This is a genomic window from Nocardia salmonicida NBRC 13393 (assembly GCF_001613085.1).
Taxonomy (GTDB): Bacteria; Actinomycetota; Actinomycetes; order Mycobacteriales; family Mycobacteriaceae; genus Nocardia; species Nocardia salmonicida.
Genome location: NZ_BDBR01000024.1, coordinates 121,966 through 146,980, shown reverse-complemented (window position 1 = coordinate 146,980; position 25,015 = coordinate 121,966). Strand labels below are relative to the sequence as shown.

At 65.5% G+C, this 25,015-nt stretch carries 20 protein-coding genes and 1 tRNA gene; 7 read left to right on the top strand and 14 right to left on the bottom strand.

All coding sequences use genetic code 11. The features are described 5' to 3' along the window. Nucleotides 1-23: 23 nt before the first annotated feature. From NS1_RS23470 to NS1_RS23450, 5 genes are all read right to left on the bottom strand, one after another. On the bottom strand, nt 24-977 hold the full coding sequence (locus tag NS1_RS23470) for a bile acid:sodium symporter family protein (RefSeq protein ID WP_084503931.1): 954 nt from the start codon (nt 975-977) through the stop codon (nt 24-26). Then, the gene (gene hypF / locus NS1_RS23465) at nt 977-3,283 is read right to left on the bottom strand and encodes a carbamoyltransferase HypF (RefSeq protein WP_062987840.1); all 2,307 of its coding nucleotides are present in this window, start codon (nt 3,281-3,283) and stop codon (nt 977-979) included. The genes NS1_RS23470 and hypF overlap by 1 nt, the downstream gene beginning before the upstream one ends. Nucleotides 3,284-3,291: 8 nt before the next feature. Then, nucleotides 3,292-4,308, bottom strand: a complete 1,017-nt coding sequence (gene hypE / locus NS1_RS23460; RefSeq protein ID WP_062987789.1) for a hydrogenase expression/formation protein HypE — start codon at nt 4,306-4,308, stop codon at nt 3,292-3,294. Continuing rightward, nucleotides 4,305-4,889, bottom strand: coding sequence for a cysteine hydrolase family protein (locus NS1_RS23455; protein WP_062987786.1), 585 nt, complete (start codon nt 4,887-4,889; stop codon nt 4,305-4,307). Before NS1_RS23455 ends, hypE begins: the two co-directional genes overlap by 4 nt. Nucleotides 4,890-4,963: 74 nt before the next feature. Next, nucleotides 4,964-5,974, bottom strand: coding sequence for a ParB/RepB/Spo0J family partition protein (locus NS1_RS23450; RefSeq protein ID WP_063816239.1), 1,011 nt, complete (start codon nt 5,972-5,974; stop codon nt 4,964-4,966). A 546-nt stretch (nt 5,975-6,520) separates the two neighbouring features. Here NS1_RS23450 and fni point away from each other — a divergent pair. Both fni and NS1_RS23440 read left to right on the top strand, forming a co-directional pair. Further along, entirely contained in the window at nt 6,521-7,615 is a 1,095-nt protein-coding gene (gene fni, locus NS1_RS23445; RefSeq protein WP_062987782.1) for a type 2 isopentenyl-diphosphate Delta-isomerase, read from the top strand. Between the two features lie 183 nt (nt 7,616-7,798). Beyond that, entirely contained in the window at nt 7,799-11,020 is a 3,222-nt protein-coding gene (locus tag NS1_RS23440; protein WP_062987780.1) for a (Fe-S)-binding protein, read from the top strand. 73 nt (nt 11,021-11,093) lie between these two features. Here NS1_RS23440 and NS1_RS23435 read toward each other — a convergent pair whose 3' ends face one another. Beyond that, a complete protein-coding gene (locus tag NS1_RS23435) occupies nt 11,094-11,618 on the bottom strand; it encodes a YdcF family protein (protein ID WP_062987778.1) in 525 nt (174 codons plus the stop codon). 253 nt (nt 11,619-11,871) lie between these two features. Here NS1_RS23435 and NS1_RS23430 point away from each other — a divergent pair, with 253 nt between their 5' ends. Next, nucleotides 11,872-13,194 carry a UDP-glucose dehydrogenase family protein gene (locus NS1_RS23430; protein WP_056823524.1) on the top strand — a complete coding sequence of 441 codons (1,323 nt, stop codon included), beginning with the start codon at nt 11,872-11,874 and terminating at the stop codon, nt 13,192-13,194. 90 nt (nt 13,195-13,284) lie between these two features. Continuing rightward, on the top strand, nt 13,285-14,643 hold the full coding sequence (locus tag NS1_RS23425) for a DUF7159 family protein (RefSeq protein WP_063816238.1): 1,359 nt from the start codon (nt 13,285-13,287) through the stop codon (nt 14,641-14,643). A 68-nt stretch (nt 14,644-14,711) separates the two neighbouring features. Here the strand turns inward: NS1_RS23425 and NS1_RS23420 are convergent, their stop codons facing one another. The 3 genes from NS1_RS23420 to NS1_RS23410 form a co-directional block, all read right to left on the bottom strand. After that, entirely contained in the window at nt 14,712-15,983 is a 1,272-nt protein-coding gene (locus NS1_RS23420) for a YibE/F family protein (RefSeq protein ID WP_062987774.1), read from the bottom strand. Nucleotides 15,984-16,448: 465 nt separating this feature from the next. Next, a complete protein-coding gene (locus NS1_RS23415) occupies nt 16,449-17,702 on the bottom strand; it encodes a pyridoxal phosphate-dependent aminotransferase (protein WP_062987837.1) in 1,254 nt (417 codons plus the stop codon). Between the two features lie 60 nt (nt 17,703-17,762). Continuing rightward, nucleotides 17,763-19,022, bottom strand: a complete 1,260-nt coding sequence (locus NS1_RS23410; protein ID WP_084503930.1) for a helix-turn-helix domain-containing protein — start codon at nt 19,020-19,022, stop codon at nt 17,763-17,765. Nucleotides 19,023-19,224: 202 nt separating this feature from the next. Between NS1_RS23410 and NS1_RS39245 the strand changes: the two genes are divergently transcribed. After that, on the top strand, nt 19,225-19,734 hold the full coding sequence (locus tag NS1_RS39245) for a hypothetical protein (RefSeq protein WP_255284654.1): 510 nt from the start codon (nt 19,225-19,227) through the stop codon (nt 19,732-19,734). Here the strand turns inward: NS1_RS39245 and dcd are convergent. Then, nucleotides 19,653-20,252: a dCTP deaminase gene (gene dcd, locus NS1_RS23400; RefSeq protein ID WP_056823535.1), complete on the bottom strand. Its 600-nt coding sequence runs from the start codon at nt 20,250-20,252 to the stop codon at nt 19,653-19,655. The genes NS1_RS39245 and dcd overlap by 82 nt on opposite strands. Nucleotides 20,253-20,414: 162 nt before the next feature. On the opposite strand from dcd, the gene NS1_RS23395 reads away from it, so the two are divergent. Together NS1_RS23395 and NS1_RS23390 are read left to right on the top strand one after the other, a co-directional pair. Then, nucleotides 20,415-20,485: transfer RNA gene (locus NS1_RS23395), tRNA-Gly, on the top strand. Nucleotides 20,486-20,639: 154 nt separating this feature from the next. Next, nucleotides 20,640-21,485 carry a CPBP family intramembrane glutamic endopeptidase gene (locus tag NS1_RS23390; RefSeq protein ID WP_062987768.1) on the top strand — a complete coding sequence of 282 codons (846 nt, stop codon included), beginning with the start codon at nt 20,640-20,642 and terminating at the stop codon, nt 21,483-21,485. A 16-nt stretch (nt 21,486-21,501) separates the two neighbouring features. Here the strand turns inward: NS1_RS23390 and NS1_RS23385 are convergent, their stop codons facing one another. Genes NS1_RS23385 through sfnG form a run of 4 tightly spaced genes read right to left on the bottom strand, consistent with a single transcriptional unit; the run spans nt 21,502 to nt 24,933 of the window. Then, nucleotides 21,502-21,999, bottom strand: coding sequence for a flavin reductase family protein (locus NS1_RS23385; RefSeq protein WP_056823586.1), 498 nt, complete (start codon nt 21,997-21,999; stop codon nt 21,502-21,504). Next, nucleotides 21,992-22,519 (bottom strand): NADPH-dependent FMN reductase, encoded by a 528-nt coding sequence (locus tag NS1_RS23380; RefSeq protein ID WP_062987766.1) that lies wholly within the window; start codon nt 22,517-22,519, stop codon nt 21,992-21,994. Before NS1_RS23380 ends, NS1_RS23385 begins: the two co-directional genes overlap by 8 nt. A 27-nt stretch (nt 22,520-22,546) precedes the next feature. After that, nucleotides 22,547-23,818, bottom strand: a complete 1,272-nt coding sequence (locus tag NS1_RS23375; protein ID WP_062987764.1) for an SfnB family sulfur acquisition oxidoreductase — start codon at nt 23,816-23,818, stop codon at nt 22,547-22,549. Next, a complete protein-coding gene (gene sfnG / locus NS1_RS23370; protein ID WP_062987762.1) occupies nt 23,818-24,933 on the bottom strand; it encodes a dimethylsulfone monooxygenase SfnG in 1,116 nt (371 codons plus the stop codon). The genes NS1_RS23375 and sfnG overlap by 1 nt, the downstream gene beginning before the upstream one ends. Nucleotides 24,934-25,015 lie beyond the last annotated feature (82 nt).

Sequence of the window (25,015 nt, the reverse complement as noted above, 5' to 3'; positions counted from 1 at the left end):
AGCGAGTTCGGACCACGTAGTGCTCATGCAGGTTCCGAGCTCGATCGAGTCGAAGGCGACCCGCTCGGGTCCAGGTCGTCGAGCTCTGTTCTCCGCGAGCGGAAATCCGCCCGGTCGCCGGTGCGCTTCGCCCTCCGCGCCAGCAGAAACGCCGAGATCGCGGCTGGACCACCCATGACGATCCCGTAGGTCGCGGCCGGCACTGCCATGACTTCGCTCCCGAGAACGGACACCGCGACCGCGATGGCAAGGGTCGCATTATGAATGCCGATCTCCATGGAGGAGGCGATGGCCTGGCGGATGCCGACGCCGAACCACCGCGGCACGAAGTATCCGATCGACAAACTCAGCACCGACAACATCACGGTGATCAACCCGAGCCGGCCGAGATTCTCACGCAGCGTGTCGAATTCGGATCCGACCGCTACGGTGACCGCCATCACCAGCACCGCCATGGAAGCGATTTTCACCGGCTTCGCCATTCGTCCGGAGAAGGCGGGGTACACATGATTGATCCACATACCGATCGCCACGGGCACCAGCACGACAGCGATCACCTGTACCAACTTGGCCGGTTGCAGCCCGACTGCCGCATCATCGTTCATGAATGCGGCGACCGACAGCGTGATCACGATCGGCATCGTGAACGCCGCGAGCACCGAATTGATCGCGGTGAGCATGATATTCAGCGCCACGTCCCCACCCGCGAGGTGGCTGAACAAGTTCGCCGACGTACCCCCAGGCGAAGCGGCCAGCAACATCATGCCCACCGCCAGTGCTCCGGTCAGCCCGAACAGCACCACAAGCAGCAGACACAGGGCGGGCAGCACCACCAACTGGCAGCCGAGCGCGATCGCCACCGCCTTCGGATGACGAATCACCCGGTGAAAGTCCTGTGGTGTCAGTGTCAAACCCAACCCGAACATCACCACCACCAGCGCGACCGGCAGGACAACTGCGAAATTCGACGAACCCATCATCGCTCCCCGTGTGCCCGGTCCGCGACCATCAATTGACCGAGGGCGATACCCCCGTCGTTCGGCGGAACCTGACGGTGGCTGTAGACCTCGAGCCCTTCGCGCTCGAGCTGCACAATGCAGTTGACCAGTAGGAATTCATTGAGGAACACACCGCCGGACAGCACGACCTGCTGGACGCCGGTCGCGCGGGAAATCTCCCGGCACTGACGGCGAACCATGGCGACCACGCCGGAGTGAAACCGGCGGCTGATCTCGTCGAGCGCGACACCCGCGGCAAGATCCGTGGCGATCGCGCGCACCACCGGGCGGAAGTCCACTTCGGTAGTGGTGTGGCCGAACTCGTATCCGGCGACCATATCGAGGTCGCGATTCAGCAAGCCTTCCAATTCGATCGGACCCTGGGCTTCGTACTCAGCGCGGGCACAGATACCGAGTAGGGCGGCCACTCCGTCGAACAGACGGCCCATGCTGGATACCGCGGGCGAATTGATGCCCCGTGCGCGCATCGTCGCGTACACCTGTCGGCGGTCGTGCTCGAGTAGGCCGATTTCCGGAAACGCCCGCACTGCCGCATCGATGTCGACGAAGGTGTCCAGCGCGATCGACACCCCGGTCCGGTTCGGCTCGCGCACGGCCTGATCACCGCCGATCAGCGCGAGGCGCCGCAGATGTGTCGCTCGGTCGAACCGTTCGAAGTCCCCGACCAAGAACTCGCCACCCCAAACGGTGCCGTCAGTGCCGTAACCCGCACCGTCGAAGACGACGCCGATCGTCGGCCCGGTGAGCTGATTCTCCGCCATGCACGCAGCCATATGCGCGTGATGGTGCTGAACGAATATCGGTGCGGCCTGTTCGCCGAAATCCTGGTGCGCCCGGCTCGTGCGGAAGTCCGGATGCATGTCGTAAACGCCTGTCGTGGGGCGCAAGTCATACAACGATGCCAGGTGCGCCGCGGTCTGGCGATGTGCGGCGAACGTTTCGTCGTTCTTCAGGTCGCCGATGTGCTGGCTGAGGTAGACCCGGGAGCCGGCGGACAGTGCCACCGTCGTCTTGAGCTCGGCGCCATAGGCGACCAACGGGCTCAACTGACGGCCCACCTCGACCGGATACGGTGCGTACCCCCGCGCCCGGCGCAGAAAGGTCAGCAGAGCGCCGTCCAGTTCCGGATGAGTGGACAGCCGTACCACTGAATCATCTACCCTGGACTCGATTTCACGGTTGTGATAGAGAATCACATCCGCGATCTCGAACAGGTGCTGTAGCGCGTCCTCGTTTCGATGAACGATCGGATAGCCGGACACATTCCCGCTAGTCATGACCAGAATGTCCGAGCCGGATTCGTCGAGAAGCAGGTGATGATGCGGAGCCGACGGCAGCATCACACCCAGGTTCGGATTTCTGGGTGCAACGCCTTCCGGAACCGCGCCGGGGCGCTTGCGAGCCAGCAAGATCGGGCGGGCAGGCGAGCGCAGCACGGCCTCCTCCGCCGCGGACAGTTCCACGACCCGATGGGCGGTCGCGAGGTCTCGAACCATGACGGCGAACGGCTTCGAATCCCGACGTTTCCGCTCGCGAAGCAAGGCCACCGACTCCGCGTTCATCGCGTCCACGGCAAGATGGAAACCCCCGACACTCTTAACCGCCACGACACGCCCTGCCGTCAGCTCCTGGACGCATTGCCGCAATGCCTCTTGGTCTGTGCGCGTCGTTCCGTCCCGGTCGGCGAGAAACAGTCGTGGTCCACAGTCCGCACAGGCATTGGGCTGCGCGTGGAACCGCCGGCTCATCGGATTTCGGTACTCCTCGTCGCATTTCGCGCACATATCGAAGGAGCGCATGGTGGTTTGCGACCGGTCGTACGGTAGTGCGCGAATGATCGAGTATCGGGGCCCGCAGTTCGTGCAGTTGATGAACGGGTAGCGGTATCGCCGGTCGGTTGGGTCGCGCAATTCGGCCAGACAGTCGGCGCACACGTGAGTGTCAGCGGGTACCAGGGCCGTCTTTTCCCCGGTGTGCTCACTGTGCACGATATCGAAACCGGTGGCCGCCGATCTTCCGACCGATCTGCTGAGGGCTACTACACGATCGACCCTGGCCAGCTCGGGAGCCCGGGTGGACAGCTCCGCGCTGAACAGTTCCAGCGTGTGTTCGCCGCCACTCGCTTCGATGAGCACGCCTTCGGGATCATTGCGGACCCAGCCGACCAATTGCCGTTCGAGTGCCAATTTGTAGACGAACGGGCGATACCCAACACCCTGAACGACGCCGGTAACCCTGACTTGCCAGGTTGCCTGTCTGTTCACGGCGGCGGTCAGCACAGCCGGGGCAGCTCTGCGCCCCGGAGAGGTTGCAGGGTAGATTCGCGCCCGCCGGAATCCCGGAGCACCACCGCCGCGCCATCGCGACCGGTTACTTCGCCGATCACAACGGCATGCCTCCCGTACTCGTGCTGATGAAGCGCGGCGAGGATGTCGTCGGCCGCGACCGGATCGGCGAAGATCGCAACGCAGCCTTCGTTGGCACAGTGCAGCGGGTTGATCCCCAGCATGTCGGCCGCCATCGCGGTTTCGGGCTGGATCGGCAGCGTCTGCTCATCGATGGTGATGGCGGTGCCGACTCGGCCCGCGTACTCGTGCAATACCGCCGCCAGACCGCCGCGCGTGACATCACGCATCGAGCGAATCGCCCCGTCCGGCACAGCCTCGAACACGCGGTCGATCATGACGTTGAGCGGTGCGCAGTCGCTGAGAACGCGGGCTTCGAAACCGAGACCTTCCCGAATCGACAGCAGATGGACGGTGTGATTGCCGATAGGCCCGGACAGGATGACCGAATCTCCGGGGCGGACCGAATCCATCCGCAGTGGCTCCCGGAAGAAGAAGCCGACACCACTTGTGTTGAGGTACAACTGATCCGCTTCGCCGGCACGCACGACCTTCGTATCTCCGCACACGATCTGCACCCCTGCTTCTCGCGCGGTCTCCCGAATGGAAGTCAGTACACGAGACAGGTGATCGAACGGAAGGCCGGCCTCGAGAATCATCCCGAGGGTGAGGTACCGGGGAGCGGCACCGGAGACCGCCAAGTCGTTGACGGTCCCGCAGACCGCGATCTTTCCGATGTCCCCGTTGCCGAAAAACGGCGGGTCGACCACGAAGCTGTCTGTGGTCATCGCGATACGGCTACCCTCGACCGGAAGGACCGCGCTGTCTTCCATCTCGCCCACATAGACATCACCCAATGTCTGCGCGATGAAACCTACGAGTTCGTTGGACAGTGCCGCCCCGGTGCCGTGGTCGAGCTGGATATTCTGCGTTGCCAGAGTCATGGCGTCTTGGTCTCCTTACGCGGGAGACTGCCACTCTCATCGATCACTCGAAGGATTTCTGTGGAATCGGCGACCGTGGCGCAATAGCTCTCCAGCCATTCGAGTGCCCGCAGTCGATCGGCTTCCACAGCAGAGAACACGCAATCGCTCGGCACGGCGACAACGTATCCACGGAAGAACGCGTCGGCAGCTGTCGTTTGAATACAGATCTGCGTTTGCAGCCCGATCAGCACAAGGGTCTCGACGCCCGACGCCTGAAGCCGATCGTGCAGATCGGTCTCGTAGAAGCCGCTGTCCTTGCTGCGCTCTTGGATCACGTCATTCGAGCCGAGAAACTCCCGGACGACCTCGGCGCCCGGTGTCCCGCGCAGGGCTGGGACCCTGCCGTCGTACCGCTCGGCCAGCGGATCGTCCGGTTGGTTGATGAGCTGCAGATGGAACACGGGATAATCGCGTTTGCGCATTTCGGACAAGAAATTCGAAACATGCGGGGCCGCAGCGGCGATTGCCGCTTGACGCTCAGGATTCTTTCCGACGATGTCGTATTGCAAGCCGCTGGTTATAACAGCAATTTTGGACATACCAAACCCTTCGGGTATTGAATGGGGGCGTCACGAGACCATAGGTCAATGTTCGAGAAAGGAACTGTCGGAGCTCAAGCAGAGCGGGCATCCGGCGAGCTGCTGGGCGCCTCGACGGAAGCGGCTTGCAAGGCTTGGGCAATGGTCGCCCAGTTGGCCGAACATTGATTAGCGAATTCGATCACGTGGTAATAGGAATGTGGGCGGACGGCCGCTGCTATCTTCGCGACGTCACTGCCGATCACCGCATGCTGATGCAGCCAACGAAGTAGTTCGCGGCCGCCAACACTCATACGCAACGCCGGGTCACGGGAGAGCACACCTAGCAGAGCCTCGATATCGACCTGCTTCTTGGGTTGCGAGGACAGACCGAGCCGGTCGGTCGCTGCTGGTCCGGCGCTCTCCGACGCCGGCTTGGTACAGGATGTCTTGTTTTCTTCTGGATGAACGAGCGGGTCCGCGCCGCTCTCCAGTCTGGCTCGCACATCGCGGACGGTCGACGGGGACAGCCCGACTACCTTGGCGATACTCCGGAGCGACGCATCAGGGCGGGCCATGATGAGTTCGGCGGCTGTTCGCCGGGCGGAGTTGGTATCGACCGGACGGAGGCGGCCATCGCTACCCAAGCGGTGACTCCCCTGCGAACTGTCGCCGGTTCCGCCTCGAATCGATGCCACCGTCTTCGCGGACAGACCGGCGGCTGCCGCAATCGAACGGTTCGACCAGTGCGGATGCGTTCTGACGATCCTTTCGGCGGCGGCGCGACGATCCGCCAAGGACAACGGGAGGCCATGTGTCACATTCTCCTGGACCCCCAGAATGAATGCGAGTTCATCGGAGCCATCGACCAGATATGCGTCTATATGGGTGAGACCTTTCCGCCGGGCAGCAATTGTGCGATGGAATCCATCGATTACACGGTTGGTCTGTCGATGAACGAGAATCGGCGGCAACGGCCATTCGGCCTCGATCAGCCGTTCGATATGCGATTGATCCTCCCCCTCGGATCTGGGGGAGCCGAAAACTACCAGCGATTCGATTTCCACAGACTTTTTAACACGCGCCGTCTTCAACGAATATTCCACGTCCTCAGTCCCCCCCGGTCCTTCAAGCTAAGTATCCCAAGATCAAGTTCCGCGTAAAAAAACTATCGCAGGCCGCCTCTTCGAGCAAGCGTTCGATCCGGCGGTGGCGACGACCCCGACCGGCAGGTCAGGGGGGGTATCCGCAGGTCCGATGCGCGGGGAGACAAGGTCCAGCCACACTCAGCGATCACCGAGGCCCGCCTGTTCAACTGAGCAAAGTCACAGTTGGACACCATAATTCGGACGAAACAGACCTTAAGGTATGTTTTCTGGGAAGCAAGCCGCGCGGAGATGGTCGCGCCCGGCGGCCGGCCGACCGGAAGCACCGCTCAGCGGCTGATACGAAATGGGACTATCGGCCGATTCCGCACCGGGCGATACCGGTGCATAATTACCCCTCATATCCCAGAAAATCGCGCCAGGACCCGAAATTTCGCGGCCCCTCGATAATTCGAATGTCGCCGATACCGCGAATTGGTCAAACGACCACTCGCGAGGTGTCGCGAATTCGCCCGACTTGCACGCTCCCCGAAGAAGGGAAATCAGATGAGCTACGCCACCCGCAAGGATGATCATGTCCGCCTGGCTGTCACACAACAACGCGAATTCATGGACACGCGACCCTTGTGCCAGTTCGATGAGGTCGAGTTCGTCCACCACGCCTTGCGGGGCACCGCAGAGCACGCCCTCTCGCTTACCACGGACGTGGGCGGCACGACCTGGCCGGTACCGTTGTACATCAACGCGATGACCGGCGGCAGCGCCCGCACCGGCGAGGTGAACCGAGACCTGGCGATCGCTGCCAGGGAGACCGGCTTGGCTATCGCGTCCGGTTCGATGAGCGCGTACCTCGCGGACGACTCGGTAGCCGAGACATATCGCGTATTGCGGCGAGAGAATCCGGACGGCTACGTCATCGCCAATGTCAACGCCAACACCACGCCGCAGCTGGCGGCGCGGGCGGTCGCGTTGCTGGGCGCAGATGCGCTACAGGTACACGTCAACGCGGTCCAGGAGACGGTGATGCCCGAGGGCGATCGAGACTTTTCGGCCTGGCCACTCAATATCGCTCGCATCACAAAGGCGCTCGATGTCCCGGTGATCGTCAAGGAGGTCGGATTCGGGATCAGCGCCGACACTGTGGCGCAGCTTGCCGACCTCGGTGTACGGCATGTCGATGTTTCCGGGGCAGGCGGAACGAACTTCGCGCTGATCGAGAACGCCAGGCGGCAACGAGCCGACTTCGACCTGCTCGCCGACTGGGGTTTGCCGACTCCGGCCTGCCTCGTCGACGCGAGCGAGGCCGCCAGACGACACGGGGTGACACTGCTGGCCTCGGGCGGGGTGCGAAATCCGCTGGATGTCGTCCGCAGCCTCGCGCTCGGGGCCAGAGCGGTCGGAGTATCCGGATACTTCCTGTCGATCCTCCAGACCGAGGGCGTCGACGCGCTGATCGCGGCGATAGACACGTGGATTACCCGGATTCGGCAACTCATGGCACTGCTCGGCGCCGAGACCGTGACCGACCTGACACACACCGATGTGCTGCTGACGGGCCGCCTCGCCGAGATCTGCAGACTGCGCGGCATCGATCCCGCCGAATACGCCCAGCGTGCCAGAACCCGCACCCTCGGGAGGTGATGACGACGGCCGCCCGCGGCCATTTGCGGTCGGCCCGCCAACACGGTCGCAGGCGGGTCTGCGGGTCTGCCTACTCGCGAGTAACATAAAAACCCTACCCGTACTCGTCGGTAACTTATAAGGGGTTATGATGCGACCTGGGACGAGCGGCACCGCGTCGCTTCGTGAACGAAAGGCCAACGCATGAGCCCCATATCAACAACGTTGGGCATCATCTCCATTCTGGTCGGTGTCCCCGCGTGGATTGGGTTCGGTCTAGCGGTGCGGAGGATGGTGCGGAGCATCATGCTGGGGCAGCCTGCCCCTGACCGGTTCCTGCCGCTGGTGCCGCGATTCGCGAACATGGTCAAAGAGGTCGCCGCGCATACCCGGATGGTGAAGTTCCGGACCGTCGGTTGGGCCCACTGGCTCGTGATGGTCGGCTTCATGATCGGCTTCGTCACCGTCTTCCAGGCCCAGGGCCAGATCTTCAGCCCGACCTTCACCTGGCCGTTGATCGGCAACACCTTCGTCTACCACCTCGCAGACGAGCTGCTGGCTCTGGGAACCATCATCGGCGCCCTGGTGTTGATCACCATCCGCCAGCTGAACCATCCGCGCGTTCCGGAGCGGCTCTCGAGATTCTCCGGCTCCAACTTCACGGCGGCCTACTTCGTCGAGCTGATCGTGCTCGTCGAGGGCATCAGCATGTTGGGCGCGAAGGCTCTGGTTCTGGCCTATACAGGCGAGTCCCATGCCAGCAGTGACTTCGTCAGCATGCACGTCGCCGAGCTGCTGCCCGCGAGTGCCACCCTCGTGTCCGTGTTCGCCTTCTTCAAGTTGATGGCGGCTCTGGTGTGGGTCGTGGTGGTAAGCCTCAACGTCAACTGGGGCGTGGCCTGGCACCGCTTCTCGGCCTTCTTCAACATCTACTTCAAGCGCAATGCCGACGGCAGCGTCGCCCTCGGCGCGGCCAAGCCGATGATGTCCAACGGCAAGATTCTCGACATGGAGAACGTCGACCCCGAGGTCGACACGCTGGGCGTCGGCCGCATGGAGGACTTCTCCTGGAAGGGCTGGCTGGACTTCACCACCTGCACCGAGTGTGGTCGCTGCCAGTCGCAGTGCCCCGCTTGGAACACCGGTAAGCCGCTCTCGCCGAAGCTGCTGATCATGTCGCTGCGCGACCACGGTCACGCCGTCGCGCCGTACCTGCTGGCCGGTGGCCGCAAGGACGCCGGTGGCGATGAGATCGGACTGGTAGACGCCGACGGCAAGCCTGACGAGGCAGCGCTGGCCAAGATCTCCGACGCCGCCCGCGCCGAGGCCGAACGCCCGTTGGTCGGCGGCGAGGATCTCCGCGGCATCATCGACCCCGAAGTGCTGTGGTCCTGCACCACCTGCGGTGCCTGCGTCGAGCAGTGCCCGGTCGATATCGAACACGTCGACCACATCATCGACATGCGCCGCTACCAAGTCCTCATCGAGTCGGAGTTCCCCTCCGAGCTCGCCGGACTGTTCAAAAACCTGGAGAACAAGGGCAACCCCTGGGGCCAGAACTCCAAGGACCGCCTCAACTGGATCAACGAAGTCGACTTCGACATCCCGGTCTTCGGGAAAGACGCCGACAGCTTCGACGGCTACGAGTACCTGTTCTGGGTCGGGTGCGCCGGTGCCTACGAAGACCGCGCGAAGAAAACCACCAAAGCCGTCGCCGAGCTCCTCGCCACCGCGGGCACCAAGTTCATGGTCCTCGGCGCCGAGGAAACCTGCACCGGTGACTCCGCGCGCCGCGCGGGCAACGAATTCCTCTTCCAACAGCTTGCATTGCAGAACATCGAGGTCATCAACTCGGTCTTCGAAGGTGTCGAACAGTCGAAGAAGAAGATCGTCGTGACCTGCGCGCATTGCTTCAACACCCTGAACAACGAGTACCCCCAGGTCGGGGGCACCTACGAGGTCGTACACCATACCCAGCTACTGAACCGACTCGTCCGGCAGAAGCAGTTGGTGCCGGTCGCGACGGTCTCGCAGAACATCACCTACCACGACCCCTGCTACCTGGGTCGGCACAACAAGATCTACAACGCCCCTCGTGAGTTGATGGAAGCCTCGGGCTCGACTCTGGTCGAGATGCCCCGTCACGGTGAGCGTTCGATGTGCTGTGGTGCCGGTGGCGCCCGGATGTGGATGGAAGAGCAGCTCGGCAAGCGCATCAACGTCGACCGTGTCGACGAGGCTCTCGCGACCAACCCGACCAAGATCGCGACCGGTTGCCCGTTCTGCCGTGTCATGCTCAACGACGGTGTGACCGCCCGTCAGGAACAGGGCCAGGGCGAGGGTGTCGAGGTCGTCGATGTCTCACAGCTGATGTTGGACTCGATCACACGTATCGACGCCAATGAACTGTCGGCCAATCTGGTCGTGGTCCAGGAACCCAAGACCGCACCGGTGACCGAACCCGAACCCGAACCCAGCCCGGTGGTCGAGGACGTGACCGACACCGCCACGAGGACGGCCCCTGCTGGTGGTGGCCTCGGCATGAAGGGCGCCGCGAAGGCACCCGGTGGGCTCGGCATGAAGGGCGCCGCGAAGGCACCGGGCGCGAAGGCCCTCGCAGCTGATGCGGCACCTGCGGCTGAAGCGGCTCCTGCCAAGGGTCTGGGCATGAAGGGCGGAGCGAAGGCTCCCGGTGGTGGCCTCGGCATGAAGGGCAGCGCCAAAGCCCCCGGCACCAAAGCCCCTGCGGCTGAAGCGGCCCCTGCGGCTGAAGTGGCCCCGGCGGCCGAGACCGCGGCTCCCGCTGTCCCGGTCAAAGGCTTGGGCATGAAGGGCGGAGCGAAGGCTCCCGGTGGTGGCCTCGGCATGAAGGGCGGCGCCAAAGCCCCCGGCACCAAAGCCCCTGCGGCTGAAGCGGCCCCGGAAGGCGCTGCAACGGAAACCCCTGCCGCCGCAGCCACTCCCGCACCGCCGGTCAAGGGGCTCGGCATGAAGGGCAAGGCCAAGGCTCCGGGCGCAAAGGCACCCGGCACCGCGCCGACGTCGGCAGCCCCGGCAGCGGCAGCGCCCGAAGCACCGGCAGCGGAGGCGACCACCGCCGAAGCCCCCGCGACCCCGGAGGGTTCGGCCCCCACCGAATCCAAGCCGTCGCTTCCCGCCAAGGGCCTGGCCATGAAGTCCGGCCTCAAGCGCCCCACCTCCAAGGCTCCCGGATCCACCCCCTCCACGGCACCCACCGTGACCCCGGCTGAACCCGCGGTCACGGCGGAACCCGTGGCACCGGCAGAACCCGAAACCGAGTCTGCGGAGACGGCCGCCCAGCCCGAACCCACCAACGGCAACGGCACCCCGGCGGCCACGCCGACCGCCAAGCCCGGCGGCCTCGGCTTCAAGTCCGGCGCAAAGGCTCCTGGTCGCAAGAACTGACCACTGTCCGCGAAAGTGAGCACCCCGGATTCCTCGGAATCCGGGGTGCTCTCTTCGTTCTACCTCAGGCGGATCAGCAGTGGGCGAACCAGGCCTTCACGAACCCTGCGGATTGGTAGGTGTAGTCGCGAGCCCAGCGAGCAGGCGAGAGGTGGGGCCGGGGATCGACGAAAAGCAGTTCGCCCGACCAACACTTTCCGAGGATGTAGCGGGCGCGGGAGACATGTGGGGTGAAAGTGACCACGATGACTCGCTGCCAGTGTGTACCCAGGCGAGCCAGTTCACGGCCTTCACCGAGGGTCGTGCGCGGACTCGGGTCGAAGCAGATCACCTCGAAGCTGTAGCCCCCGTGGCAGATTCGATTCACCATCGGACTGTGGTCATAGGGGTTGGAGACCAGCACGCGTGGCGCGTACCCCTGCGCGGCCAACCGCAGCCCGAGTTGTTCGCGGCCGTCGTGCGCCCCACCGAGGATCACAATCGCATCGGCGACCTGCGGATCGTCCGTGCGCGGCCGCACATACACCGGCCACAGCGCGACCACCGCGATCAACACCACGACCAGCAATCCACCCGTGGCGAACAGGACCCGACGCATAGTCAATGCTCCATCCCCGATGGGGTATTCGTGCGATCCCGCCCGATTATGCCAACCCCCACACACCCGAGCGGCTCGCTGCGAGTGCAGGCCCACGATCCGAACCGTGCACCCACCGACTTTCTCGTTTACGCAGGTGAGAGCCCCGCACGCGGATCACCCTCGCTGGCGTTTCCCCCTGTACACCAGATGTTGCGCCCCCTCTTGCCTCGCTGACGCGGCGTAGCCACGCGCGCCGCTTACCAACAGAACTATGCGATGCACAGTCTTCGGAACGGGGTACCTCGGAGCCACGCATGCAGCGTGTATGGCCGAGTTGGGACACGACGTGGTCGGGGTGGACGTCGATCCCGGCAAGGTGGCCAAGTTGGCCGATGGTGTGGTGCCGTTCTACGAACCGGGGCTCGAGGAAGTGCTGCAACGCAACCTCGCTACCGGCCGCCTGCGGTTCACCACGGACTACGAAGATGCCGCGGCCCACGCCGACGTGCACTTTCTCGGTGTCGGAACGCCACAGAAGAAGGGCGAGTACGGCGCCGACCTGAAATACGTGCACGCGGTGGTGGATACGCTCGCCCCGATGCTGGAACGCCCGGCGATGATCGTCGGCAAGTCCACGGTGCCGGTGGGAACTGCCGCTGCCCTCGGCGTTCGGGCCCGCGAGCAAGCGAAGGTCGACGTCGAGGTCGCTTGGAACCCCGAGTTCTTGCGCGAGGGTTTCGCGGTTCAGGACACCCTGCGCCCCGATCGCCTCGTCCTCGGTCTCGACCATGCCCGCGAACGTTCGGCGTGGGTAGAGGAACACATCCGCGAGATCTACGCCGACCTCATCGCCGCCGAGATCCCCTTCCTGCTCACCGACCTGGCCACCGCGGAACTGGTGAAGGTCTCGGCGAATGCCTTTCTGGCGACGAAGATCTCGTTCATCAACGCCGTCTCGGAGGTCTGTGAGGCCACCGGCGCCGACGTCACCATGCTGGCCGACGCCCTCGGCTACGACGCCCGCATCGGCCGCCGATTCCTCAATGCCGGACTCGGTTTCGGCGGCGGCTGCTTACCCAAGGACATCCGCGCCTTCATGGCACGCTCGGGCGAACTCGGCGCCGATCACGCCGTGGCGTTCCTGCGCGAGGTCGACAACATCAATATGCGCCGCCGCACGAAGGTCGTCGACATGGCCGCCCGCGCCTGCGGCGGTTCCCTGCTGGGTGCGAACGTGGCGGTCCTCGGCGCGGCCTTCAAGCCCGAATCCGACGATGTGCGCGATTCACCGGCCCTGAATGTGGCCGGGATGATCCAGCTGCACGGCGCCGTGGTCACCGTGTACGACCCCAAGGCCGTGGAGAATTCACGCCGCGTGTTCCCCACGTTGAACTATGCCACCTCGGTCTCGGAGGCCTGTGATCGCGCCGATGTGGTGCTGGTCCTTACCGAGTGGAACGAATTCACCGCATTGACCCCGGCCGACCTCGACCCGGTGGTACGGTCCCGTTCGATTATCGACGGTCGCAACTGCTTGGACAGCGCAACCTGGCGTGCGGCCGGGTGGGTATACGCCGGACTCGGCACCCCGTAGAGTAACGAGCCAAGCGGGGGCTGGAGCGGATTTCGGTCCGCGTTATCGCAGTCCTCGCATGTCGTGCAGCACGGACGAGATGGGCAGCGGATGAGTTCGGTTCTGGGAATTTCGGTGGGGGCCGGGACGGTGCGCCTCGCACGTCCGCAGCACGGTGGCCCACACGGTTCCGTCCCGCCGTATTCGTTCGACCTGCAATCGATCCCGATGCCCGAACAGCAGGCCGAGGAGACCGCCGCCGACGCGATCGCCGCCACGCTGGCCGCATCGCCGGAGATCGCCGCCACCACCATCACCTTCCGCAGCGAGCCGCAGGCCAGGGCGGTGCGCGCCGCGATGGCACGGCGCCAGCTCACCAACTATCAGCTCGTGCCCGAAGCCGTTGCCGCCGTGAACTTCGCCCACGCCACCAGCGATATGCGCGAAGTGTCCACCCTGGCCGTCTACGACCTCGGCAGTTCCGGTCTCACGGTGAGCGTGATCAACGCCCGCACCAGCGATGTGTACCAGTGCGAGCGGATCAGCGACATCAGCGGCGACTACCTGGATTCGCTGATCAGGGAGCAGCAGATCGCCTCGGGCCGGATCGCGCATCCGGCCGACCCCGCGGGCCTCGCCGCCCTCGACGCGCTGTGCCGGGCCGCCAAGGAGCAGCTGTCCAACAGCAATGCGGTGGCGTTGCCCAGCGAGCAGGGCCTGGTTCTGCTCACGCAGGAGAACTTCGAAGCGCTGATGATGCTGGCGATCGAGTCGTCGGCCCGGATGACCCGCGATGTCATCATCCGCGCGCAGCATCCGGTGCAGGCGGTGATGGTTCTCGGTGGTGGCGCCCGGATTCCGTTGATCGCGCGCGTGCTCGAGCGCACGATCGGCGTGCCGGTGATCGTGCCGGCCGAGCCGGAGACCGCGCTCGCCCGCGGCGCCGCGCTGCTCGCCCGCCCCGCCCAGGTCCAGCAGGCGCCCGTCGCTCCGGCGCCGGTTCCGATGGACGAACACGACGACACGACCCCCGCCTGGCTCACCGCGCCCACCCGCGGCCGCCGCCCGCTCAGCGCACTCACCAACCGGGCTCATTCCCGTCGCGAACTGAATGTGGCGGTGCTGACGGTGAGTTCGCTGGTGGTCGTCGCCGCGATCGGCCTCGGCCTCGGCTACGGTCCCGAAGTGCTCGAGCGCGGTTCGTCGAGCGATGGTTCGCAGGCCGTCCCCGCGACCACTCCCCCGCGCCCCAGCGCGGTCAGTCCGTCGGCGGCCCCGGCCGCGACCACCGAGGCCCAACACGAAACCGCCGCGGCGCCACCGAGCAATCCGCGCCAGGTCGAGCAAACCACCGACGCCCCACCAACCCAGGGCCCCAACACCTTCACCGTGGTCCCAGGCCTGCCCCCGGTGGTACTGCCCACTCTGCCCCCGGTGGCCCTACCTGGCTTCCCACCTGCCGGTCAGTAACCCCTTCTGCTGGACACCGCCCGGCTGCCGAATCGAATTCCGCGAGCCCGTCCGGCATCCGAACAGGATCAGTTCCGAGCGTGCCTGGCCCGCGCGGGCGCCACCGCGGCCGTCTTCGCGCCGAACGGCCGTGCCAGCATCACCGCGATCATCGTCGTCAACGGCACCGACAACGCCAGCGCGATACCGCCCACCGCCGAGCGCGTGATCTCGATGGCCACCGCGTCTCCGGTCAGCACATCGGTGATCGATCGCCCCGCCACGCTGAACAGCAGCAGCAGCGGCAACGCCCCACCGGCATAGGCGAGCACGAGCGTGTAGACCGTGCTGGCGATGTGATCGCGCCCCACCCGCATGGCCGCGGTGAAGATCTCCCGCCGCGTCGCGCCTTCGTCGAGCGCGGCGAGTTCGAAGGCCGCCGAAGCCTGCGTGATGGTCACGTCGTTGAGCACACCGAGCGATCCGATGATGAACCCCGCCAGCAGCAGCCCGGTGATGCTCACGTGCTGAATGTAGGTGGCCACGTTGGTGTTCTGTTCCTCGGACAGCCCCGTGAGATGGGTGACCTCGATCGCCACCCACGACAGCACCGCCGCCAGCACCATCGACGCGAGCGTTCCGAGCAACGCCGAACTGGTCCGCAGATTCACCCCGTGCGCGAGATAGAGCACCACGTAGAGAATCAGCGCCCCCGACACCAGCGCCACCGGAATCGCCGACTTCCCGTCGAGCAGCGCCGGCAACAGGAACATCACCACCACAGCGAAGGCGAAACACAACCCGACCAGCGCCCGGAATCCCCGCCACCGCGCGACCACACAGATCACCACGACGAACGCGAGCACGATCAAGGTCAACGGCAGTCCGCGCGCGTAGTCCTCGAACGCGTACATGGTGACTCCGGCCGGATCCGCGGCCCGCACCACCCGAATGTTGTCGCCCGCCCGCAGATCGGGCTGGCCGGGCCCCGGCGCGATCTCGAACAGCGTCTTCTTGCCCTCGTCGGGCCCCGTCCTGATGTCGATGATGCTGCGCTGACACGTATAGGAGGCGACCCGCGGCGGTTCCGGCTTGTCCTCGAACACCTTCCCGATCGACGGGCTCCCGCAGGCCCCGATGTCCTGCATGACGACGGTTCCGGCCTCGGTCTGTACCGCCCCGCCGGACATGGTCTGCATCGGCAACGGAATCTCGACGTGCTGCGCGCTCGGCCACAGGAACACCGTCGCGACCAATACCACCACCCCGATGATCGCCAGCAGCCCGACAACCACCTTCGCCGCGGTGTCACTGATGGCTATCGGCCCGGAATGGTCGTGATGGTGATGATGCTCGCTCACGCCCAGAGCTTAAAGGCTGCGGTTTTCAATAACACCCTCGCAACACCAGATCTCGCAAGAACATGGGTAACTCACCGGGGACGGGCCAACTCGGCCGAAGATCAGACCCCCGGCCGCATACAAAAACCTCCCCGGGCTAGGTCTGGCCTAGGCCCGGGGAGGCGGGTTTGTGCGGCGGCGGAGAGCAGGGGGGTGTCTCCGCCGCCGGAGGCAGGCGCCCAGGGGGGTAGGCGCGCATACCTTAAGGCTCTCGGTTGTCCAGGGGGGGTAGACAACCGGGCCAGGGCGCCGAAGCGCCGAGGTCTACTGTACACAAAAGATGGACTTTTGCACTAGTAGATCTTCATAACATCCAACATTCCGAACTCACAGTCGGTTTTCCCTGCGATACCAGGATGGCCATCCTGGCCCGAGCCCAGAAAACTCACTGGTCAAAGCCCTTACAAGTGAGCGCCGACTGTATCGCTACTGACGGTAGCTGGACAGGAAGTTGCCGAATCGCTCGATCGCCACGGCCAGATCTCGCGCCCACGGCAACGTCACGATCCGCAGATGGTCGTTCGCAGGCCAGTTGAACCCGGTCCCCTGCACCATCAGGATCTTCTCCTGCAACAGCAGATCCAGCACGAGCTTTCCGTCGTCGTGGATCTCGTGCACATTCGGATCCAACCGAGGGAACGCGTACAGCGCGCCACGCGGCTTCACGCACGACACACCCGGGATCATGTTGAGCCGCTCCCACGCCACATCGCGCTGCTCGAGCAGCCGCCCGCCGGGCAGGATCAGATCCTCGATGCTCTGGTGTCCGCCGAGCGCCACCTGGATGGCGTGCTGAGCGGGCACGTTCGGGCACAGTCGCGAGGACGCGAGCAGATCGATGCCCTCGAGGAAACCGGCCGCGTGCTCCTTGGGCCCGGTGATCGCCAGCCAACCCGAGCGGTAACCGGCCACCCGATACGCCTTCGACAGGCCGTTGAAGGTCAGGCACAGCAGGTCGGGAGCGAGCGAGGCCAGCGAGATGTGCTTGGCGTCGTCGTAGAGGATCTTGTCGTAGATCTCGTCGGCCAGCAGCAGCAACCGATGCTTGCGCGCCAGGTCGACGATCTGCTGCAACACCTCCGTCGAGTACACCGCACCCGTCGGATTGTTCGGGTTGATCACCAACAGGGCCTTGGTCTTGTCGGTAATCTTCGATTCGATATCGGCGATATCGGGCTGCCAGCCGTTCTCCTCATCACACAGGTAGTGCACCGGAGTACCGCCGGCCAGGCTGGTCATGGCCGTCCACAGCGGGTAGTCGGGCGCCGGGATCAGCACCTCGTCGCCGTTGTCGAGCAGGGCCTGCATGGTGACGGTGATCAGCTCGGACACCCCGTTGCCGAGGTAGACGTCGTCCACATCGAGCTCGGGGAAGCCGGGCACCAGCTCGTAGCGGGTCACGATCGCGCGCCGCGCCGACAGGATGCCCTTGGACTCGGAGTACCCCTGGGCATACGGCAGCGCGGCGATGATGTCGCGCATGATCACATCGGGCGCCTCGAACCCGAAGGGGGCCGGGTTGCCGATGTTGAGCTTGAGAATGCGGTGGCCCTCGGCCTCCAGCCGTGCTGCCTGTGCGTGTACCGGCCCACGGATCTCGTAGACCACGTTCTGCAGTTTGGTCGACTGCTCGAGAACGCGCGGGGGCACATGCGGCGATTGAGGACTCACCGGACCTATGTTGCCATCCTGCGCAACCTCATTTGGTCGCACGGTCGCCTTGTGCCTGGTGACAGCCCTCTACGGTCGCGGATGGCTGGCAAGCGCGGCGGTCGCTACACAGAATTCCTCGATGCGTTCGTCGAGTCCGCGCGCTTCCACCGCGTCGCGATAAGTCGGTGCGGCGATACGGCGGCGAAGGCCGACGAGGCGCTCGCTCAGCTGGGCGATGCGTTTGTCCTCGGGCAGGTCGAGGACCGGGCGCAGGGCGTCGGCGGCGCCGTCGATGCTGCCGTTGATGAGGTGGGCGGCCGCGTTGTCGACGCGGGCCAGCGATTCGGCCCCGTAGGAGCGTTGCAGCGGCGGGCCACTCGAGTAGAGGGTGATGGCGCGTTCGGTGGCGGCCAGTGCCTGTTCGGCGCGGCCGAGCTGGATGCAGGTGGCGCCCGCGTAGTAGGCGGCCTTGGGTGGGCCGAAACCGAACACCCCGCCGATCTCGTCGTGCAGCTCGTCTCGGCGATCACCGGCCGCCACTTCCGCCGCGCGCAGGCACCGGTCGGTCTCGGTATCGCTGCCGAGCCGTGCCCACACCCTTGCCTCGATATTGAGCAACCGCACCCGCCCCAGCCCCGGACCGGCGAATTCCTGTCCACTGCGGGCTAATTGGACGGCGTTGCGCGGCCGGTCGGACCAGTTCTCGATCAGCGCGTGCATGCCGCGGGTCCACGCGCGTAACCCGTTGTGCCCGCTCAGTTCCGCGTAAGCCCAAGCGGCCCTGATCTGTTCGCCCGCGGCATCGAGATAGCCCAGGTCGGTACTCGCGTTGGCCAGCAGCCCCGACAACGTACCGGCCAGCAGATATAGGTGGCTGGTGTCGACCGGCTTCTGCTGCCCGTCGAGTAGTCGATACACCCGCCTGCGCACCCGCAGCATCTCCACCATCATCGGCGCCGGTGCGGCATGAACGTATTCGTTGGCGATGCGCCGGACGTCGGCGTCGAGCTGGGCCAACGTCGTCGCCCCCACGTTCGTACCCTCCGCGGCGGCCGCGTGTTCGCTGGCCTCGTGCGCAGCCGCCATGATCAACTCCCTCTCCGACAACACCTCGGGGACAGCACCTTTGACAGTTCCCGCATCGACGAACGCGAGCAGGTCGGCATCACCCGCGGGCGCCAGCAGGGTCGAGAATCGCGCGCGCACAACGTCATCGGAGCGAGCCAGTGACGTATCGAGCGCTGCCTGGTTCACCGGACGTGGGCGCACCCGCACCCCGCCGGCCTCCCATTTCGACACCAGCCGCTCGTGCACACCGAGATGGGCCGCGAACTCCCGGATGCTCATTCGTTTGGCATCGCGAAGAGCTCTGGCCTCTCTCCCTGTCCACTCTCCGACCACGGCGTCACCTCATCCGACGAACAACTCCCTCCAGAGTACGAGCGTGACAGTGAGACACACCACAAGTTCGCGGAATCGGTTGCCAGAGGCAGTGAAAGGGCGGTGCGGGGCAGTGGTCAGGCCCTCCCGTATACGGGATTCTGGAAACGTGGAAGCCAGAACTGTCGACGACTGGGTGCAGTGTTACCAGCGCGAATTCCGGCTACCCGTCCGCGAGCGCGGTGGCTTTGTGATGCTGCCGATCACCGACCGGCTCTGCGTGGTGCATCTGCCGACCACGCGCGCCGAGAAGGTGCTCACGGCGCTGCGCGAGCAACGCTGTGAGGGTCCGGTGCTGGCACGCCAGATCCGCTGGAGCGTGCTCGCCGCACCCGACGCCAGGCCCTCCGAGGAAGAGGCCGCCGAGCTCGCGGGGCTCGACATCGATATCCCCGGCATCGGCAGCGCAGTGATGCTGCCGACCAATCTGGGTCGCTGGAGCCGCGAGGGTTGCCACTGGGTGCGCCCGCCGTCCGGGGGCGGCGACACCCTGCCCGCCCTGTCGCTGGTGCTGCGTATCGCGGTGGCGGCAGGCCCTCAGCGCGTCTCGACCGCGCTCAAGGAATCGGGCGAGAGGGGAAAGTTGAGGTACGACCGCGACGGCGTAGGCCCCCGCTGATTCTGGTACTTCGACCCGGCTTTCGCACTGCCGTACGGGTGCTCGGCCGGACTCGACAGCCGGATCAGGCACAGCTGCCCGATCTTCATCCCCGGCCACAGCGTGATCGGCAGATTCGCCACGTTCGACAACTCCAGGGTGATGTGCCCACTGAAACCCGGATCGATGAACCCCGCCGTCGAATGCGTGAGCAGCCCGAGCCGCCCCAGACTCGACTTACCCTCCAGCCGCCCCGCCAGATCGTCGGGCAGCGAGCACACCTCGAGCGTCGACCCGAGCACGAACTCCCCCGGATGCAGCACGAACGGCTCCCCCGGCTTCGGCTCCACCAGACTGGTCAGCTCGTCCTGCTGCTGCGCCGGATCGATATGGGTATAGCGACTGTTGTCGAACACCCGGAACAGCCCGTCGAGGCGCACGTCGATACTCGACGGCTGAACCATCGACTCGAGCATCGGTTCGACACCGAGCCGCCCCGCGGCGATCTCGGCCCTGATGTCACGATCGGAGAGCAGCACCGGCCCAGTGTAGGCAGCTGCACCCCAGGTAGAACCCCGACCCCTGCGGCTCCGTTCAGCGAGCGCCCTCGTCAGCCCACCGACCAGGAGAGCGGACACATCAACACTTACCTCGCACGGCGAGAGGTCTGATAGAGTCGCGAACGCGCCCAACAGCGCACTGCCGATGTAGTTCAATGGTAGAACTTCTGCTTCCCAAGCAGATGGCGCGGGTTCGATTCCCGTCATCGGCTCAACAACGAAAGACCCCAGGTCACCTTGGGGCCTTTCGTCATTTCTACGACAGATCAGCGGCGAACCCGGACTCGCTGGCAAATCCCCGCTGTCGGAAGACGCATCACATACCGTGGACATGCTCAGCCTTGCCCGAGAGAGCATGGAGTCGACATGACCGATACGGTGCCTGTGTCGCAGGAACAACGCGGCCTGCGGGGCTTCATGAATCGCGGCGGATTCTGGCGATTTCTCGCCTTCCTCGTTGTCTATCTCGTGATCTACCTCGGTTCCGGGTACGTGATCGGCCACCTCGGCGGGCACTACGTCGACGATGATCTGCTGAGCAGTCTGGGCAGCGTGTTCCTCCAGGTCACCGCATCATTGATCATCGGAGCCGTTGTGCTGGCGGCGTTCTCCGCGTATCTGGGCTGGAACCGGGAGCTGTACGGCCGACAGCCCATCTACCGGTCGAAGTGGATGTGGATCGCACCGGTGATCGTCGCTACGCCGATCGTGCTGCGCGTGCTCGGGATCGACTGGGGCCTGCATCAGGCCGACGTCGTCGCGCTCCTGCTCGCCACCGGATTGCTGATCGGCTTCGTCGAGGAACTCACCTACCGCGGGTTCGCGGTCAAGATGCTGCGCGACGGGGGCCACGGTGAGTTGGTGGTCGCGGCCGTGACCTCGCTCGCCTTCGCGCTGTCGCACAGCATGAATCTGCTCGGCGGGCAGTCGATCACGGTCGTCGGCCCCACCATCCTCTACACCTTCTCCTTCGGCGTACTGATGTACCTGACGATGCGGGTGACCGGTTTTCTGCTGGGTGCGATGGTGATGCACGGCTTGACCGACCCGACCACGATGCTCGCCACCGGCGGCGTCGACGAGGTCGCCGCCGACGCGTCCTCGGGCGGTCTCCTCCAAGCCGCCGGCCTGTTCACCATGCTCTTGATCATCAGTGGCTACGTGCTGGTGCTCTTCATCCGCGGCCGAGTGAAGGATCAGCGCCCGTCCTGAGCGGTACGACGCAGGTTCAGCCCGTGTGCAGAGTCCGGAACTTACTGCCGTGGAACACCAGTGGATCGATGTCCTCCCGTGCGGCGACACGATTCACGCGCAGGATCACCACGAGATGATCGCCCGCGCTGACCTGTGTTTCCGGAACCCCTTCGATCCAGGCCGTCGCGCCGTCGATGAACACCGCCTCGCCGGTTCCCCGGTGCAGGGCGGTCTCGCGGAAGCGGTCGCCGTTGCGGGCGCCGAGCGCCTTGGCCGCCGCCTGCTGGTCGGTCCCGAGCAGACTCAGGCCGAGGTGGCCCGCGCCTGCCAGCTTGGGCCAGGTCGACGACGAATTCTGCACGCAGAACGACACGAGCGGCGGATCGAGGGAGACGGGCACGAAGGTGCTCACCGCCAAACCGTGTGGGACGCCGTCGATCTCGGCGCACACGGCCACCACGCCGCTGGGGAAGTTGGCGAAGGCGCGGCGTAAGCCGTTGCCGTCGGCGGGAAATTCCAAGAGCTCATGCATGATTCGTTGCCTCCACCGGCCGCACGGCCGGGTCTGTCAGTGCCGCGGCGACGGGTCCCCATCGCCGGGCGTATTCCTCGATGACGCCGTCCTCACCGAAAGTCCGGTCGGACAGATAGAGCCCGGGCAGCGCGGCGGTGCCACCGATTTCCACCAGCACGGGCTTGAGCAGCAGATCGGGTGCGAGCGCGTGGGCCGGCCCCGCGCCGAGCATCACCGGCACGGTCACCACACCGGCCAGGCCGGTACCGCCGTCGAACTGTTCGAGGAACAGCTTCAGCAGCCCGGTGTAGGTGGCCTTGAAGGTCGGACTGGCGAACACGACGAGTTCGGAGGTCGCGACGGTCTGCGCGGCCGCCGTCACCGCTGGGTCACCCCAGCCGAGCAGGCCGGGCCCGAGGGTGACCAGGTCGATCACCTGCGGCTCGGCATCAGGCCGAAGTGCTCGCGCGACCTGCACCGCCGCGGCGAGGGTGCGCGAAGCGGGTTTCGGGTTTCCGACGACGACCGTCACTGTCATGGGCTGTCCTTGTCTCGCGTGATGGTTCTAGATGACGCCGTGCAGCGGCGGCGGTCGGTTGTGCAGAACGGCCCGGCCGATGTGCTGGTATTTCCAGCGAACCGGGTCGTGCAGCGTATGGGTGCGCGCGTTGCGCCAGAAATGGTCGAGCCGGTGCTCGGACGCGGCGCTGCGGGTGCCGCCCACTTCGAATATCGCGGCGGACACCTCGTTCGCAGCACGGTCGGCGAGGATCTTGGCCGTGGCGACGGCGATCGATGCCCGCGCGCCCGCGCTATCGAGGTGCGCCACCGGGCCCTCGCCCTCCGCGATCACCCCGGGCCGCACCGCCGCGTCGACCGCCGCACCCGCGGCGATCAGCGTCGATTCAGCGGCCGCGACGGCAACAGCCAGTTCGCCGAACCGGTGCACGACGAGCGGATCGTCGGCCGCATTCGCTACCTGGGCCTCGAACCAGGGCCTGCTCCGCGTCCGGACGAACTCCGCCGCCGCCTCTAAGGCACCGCGTGCGATACCCGCGTCGATGGCGGCGTGCAGGAGCTGGGCGAACGCGCCGTACCCGGTGGGCGCGATGACCGCGGATGCCCGTGCGACCAGCTGCTCATGCCCGACCTCCACCGCGTCGAACTCGACCGTCCCGCTGCCGGTTGTCCGCTGCCCCAGCGCATCCCAGTCGTCGACGATCCGTACGCCCGGCTCGAGCGCGGGCACGAAAGCCACGTACTCCCCAGGCGCGAGCCTCGAAATGCCCTGTGGATCATCGAGTCTGGTCAACACCGCGAGCACATCGGCGAACAGCGACCCGGTGCAATAGAACTTCGTCCCCTCGACGACGAACCGCCGAGCACCGCCGCGTCCGGCCGCACCATCGATCGGCCGCAGCACCGTCGCGATCTCGGCAACCGTCGCGCCGCTGCGTTCGGACTGCGCGTTGGCGATCCGCGCACCAGCGAGCACCTTGCCGAAGTAGTCCCGCCGCTGCGCCCGAGTTCCCGTCAGCCGCAACAGATTCAGATACACGAAGTGACTGTGCGGCACCTGCGCGATATTCGGATCGGCCGCGGCCAGAATCCGCACTACTTCGGCGACCACGCTCGGCGGTAGGTCGGCGCCACCGAATTCGGCGGGCACGGTGATCGCGAGCAAGCCACTGGCCGAGAGCTGATCCAGCTCCTCGTGCGGCAGCCGACGCGAGAGATCGCGCTCGGCGGCACCAGCGGCGAACGCCTGGGCCAACTCGGCCGCGATCCGCACCGCCTGGTCGGCCGTGGCGATCCGCTCAGCGGTCACCACCGTCATCAGCGTCCCGCCGCGACCGGCGTCGCGGCGGCCTCCAGTTCACGCACCAGCGGCAGCACCTTGGCGCCGAAGTATTCGACCTCTTCCTGGAAGTGCAGGAACCCGGCCAGGATCAGGTCGACGCCGAGCGCCCGGTAGGCCACGATCCGCTCGGCGATCTGCTCCGGCGTGCCGATGAGCCCCGTCCGGAAGCCGTCGTTGTACTGGACCAGATCCTCGAACGTGGAATCGGCCCACATGCCCTTGCGATCACCGGTGGACGCGCCCGCCTGCTGCACCGCATCGCGGAACCCTTGCACGGCGGGCTTGTTCGCCTTCTCGACGATCTCGCGCAAGGTGTCGCGCGCTTCCTTCTCGGTATCGCGGGCGATGATGAACCCGTTGAGCCCGAACTTCACCTCGCGATCGTTGTCCCTGGCGACCTCGCGCAGATCGTCCAATTGCTCTGTGACGCCGTCGAAGTCCTTGCCATTGGAGAAGTACCAGTCCGCGTGGCGGCCACCGTTGCGTCGAGCCGCCGTGGAGTTACCACCTTGGAACAGCTCGGGATTGGGCCGTTCGGGGGTGTTGAGCGGCTTCGGCTTCAAGGTGAAGTCGCGAATCCGGTAGAAGTCGCCGCCGTAGTTCACCGCGTCCTCGGTCCAGATCTTGCGGATCACCTCGAGGAACTCGGCGCTGCGCCGGTACCGCTCGTCGTGTTCGAGCCACGGCTCGCCCAGCGCCTTGAACTCACCGGCGAACCAGCCCGACACCACATTGATCGCGAACCGGCCGCCGGACAGGTGGTCGGCCGTGGCGCCGAACTTGGCCAGCACGGCCGGATGCCACAGTCCAGGATGGATGGCGGCGATCACCTTGAGCCGCTCGGTGGCGGCCAGCAGCGCGAGGCTGAACGAGGTCGACTCGTGCTGGAACTCGGCGCCATAGGACGCGGTGTAGCGCACCTGGGTGAGCGCGTAGTCGAAACCGTTGCGCTCCGCGGTCTGGGCGAGCTTCTTGTTGTAGTCGAAATCCCAGCTGGTGCGCTGCTCGATATCGCTGGTCACCAGCCCGCCACTGACGTTGGGTACCCAGTAGGCGAACGAGACCTGGTCGGCGATTCTCTCCGTGGTCACGGGCAGTTCCTCCTCGTCGTCGGCTGTTCCAGTGCAACACCGGCAGCCGACCCCGACGAGGGTTTGAATCGACGCGATCGAT